Origin of the sequence: Propioniciclava sp. MC1683, assembly GCF_014164675.1 — a bacterium.
Lineage (GTDB): Bacteria > Actinomycetota > Actinomycetes > Propionibacteriales > Propionibacteriaceae > Propioniciclava.
This window is the reverse complement of sequence record NZ_JACJFX010000102.1, coordinates 1-1,132: the sequence shown is the minus strand read 5'-3', so window position 1 is coordinate 1,132 and position 1,132 is coordinate 1. Positions and strand designations below refer to the sequence as shown.

The window sequence follows — 1,132 nt, the reverse complement described above, 5'->3', positions numbered from 1 at the left end:
CCAGGAACGGGATGAAGCGTTCCCACGCGTTCTCCCACGTCTTGACCGCGTGGGGGTACTTCTTGCCCCACTGGCCGTCAGCGAACGCGTCCAGCTCGCTGCGCGCGGCCTTCGCGTCTGAGGCGGTGTAGATCGGCTTCAACGCCGCCGCCACGGCCTTGCGGTCCTGGTAGCCGACGAACCGCATCGCAGCCCGGATCAAATGGACGACACAGGTTTGCACGGTCGCTTCGTTCCAGGTCGCCTCGATCGCCTCCGGCAGCCCGACCAGGCCGTCGCAGCACACGATGAGGACATCGCGGATGCCGCGGTTGGCCAGGTCGGCGCACACGCCGGCCCAGAACTTCGCTCCTTCGGTGGTTTGCAGCCAGATGCCGAGCACGTGCTTGATGCCGTCCATGTCCACCCCGACGGCCAGGTGGGCGGCCTTGTTCGTCACGTGCGCGCCGTCACGGACCTTGACCATGATCGCGTCCAAGTAGATGACCGGGTACAAGGCGTCCAGAGCGCGTTGCTGCCACGCGAGGACCTCATCGGCGACGGTGTCGGTGATCTTGCTGATCGTCTCGTGTGACAACTCCGTACCCAGCGTGGACCGCAGGAAGTACTCGATGTCACGCACCGTCATCCCGCCGGCGTACAAGGCGATGATCATCTCATCGAGCTCGTTCAACCGGCGCGTCCCTTTCGGTACCAGGCGTGGCTCGAACGTGCCCAGCCGGTCCCGCGGGAGGTCCAAGTCGACGTCCCCGACCTGGGTCGCGACCGTCTTCGGCGTCGTCCCGTTACGCGAGTTCGGGAACGCCGAGGCGTGCGGGTCACCCTTCTCGTAGCCGAGGTGGTCGGTGAGTTCGACCTGCGTGCCGCGCTCGAGGGCGGCCTTGATCAAACCCGGGATGAACCCGCCATCCCCGGCCAGATCGATCTCGCCGGCATCGATGCGGGCGAACAAACCGTCCAGAGCGCCCGAAGCCACCAGGTCAGCGGCAGCCTTCGATCCCGGAGCCTCAGCCCGCAAAGCACGTCGCTCGGCAGCAGACAGCCTGTTCGAATGATTCGTCGTATCGGTCACAACACTCATCATGGTTCCTTCCGGTAGAAGGACCGCTTACACAAACCATCTGACAGCACC

The 1,132-nt window shown here is 65.0% G+C and carries 1 protein-coding gene; it reads right to left on the bottom strand.

What is annotated here, in order from left to right:
- The coding region (locus H5397_RS17410) for an IS256 family transposase (RefSeq protein WP_255439039.1) at positions 1-1,081 on the bottom strand (1,081 nt) is incomplete at its 3' end.
- Between the last annotated feature and the right edge of the window lie 51 nt (positions 1,082-1,132).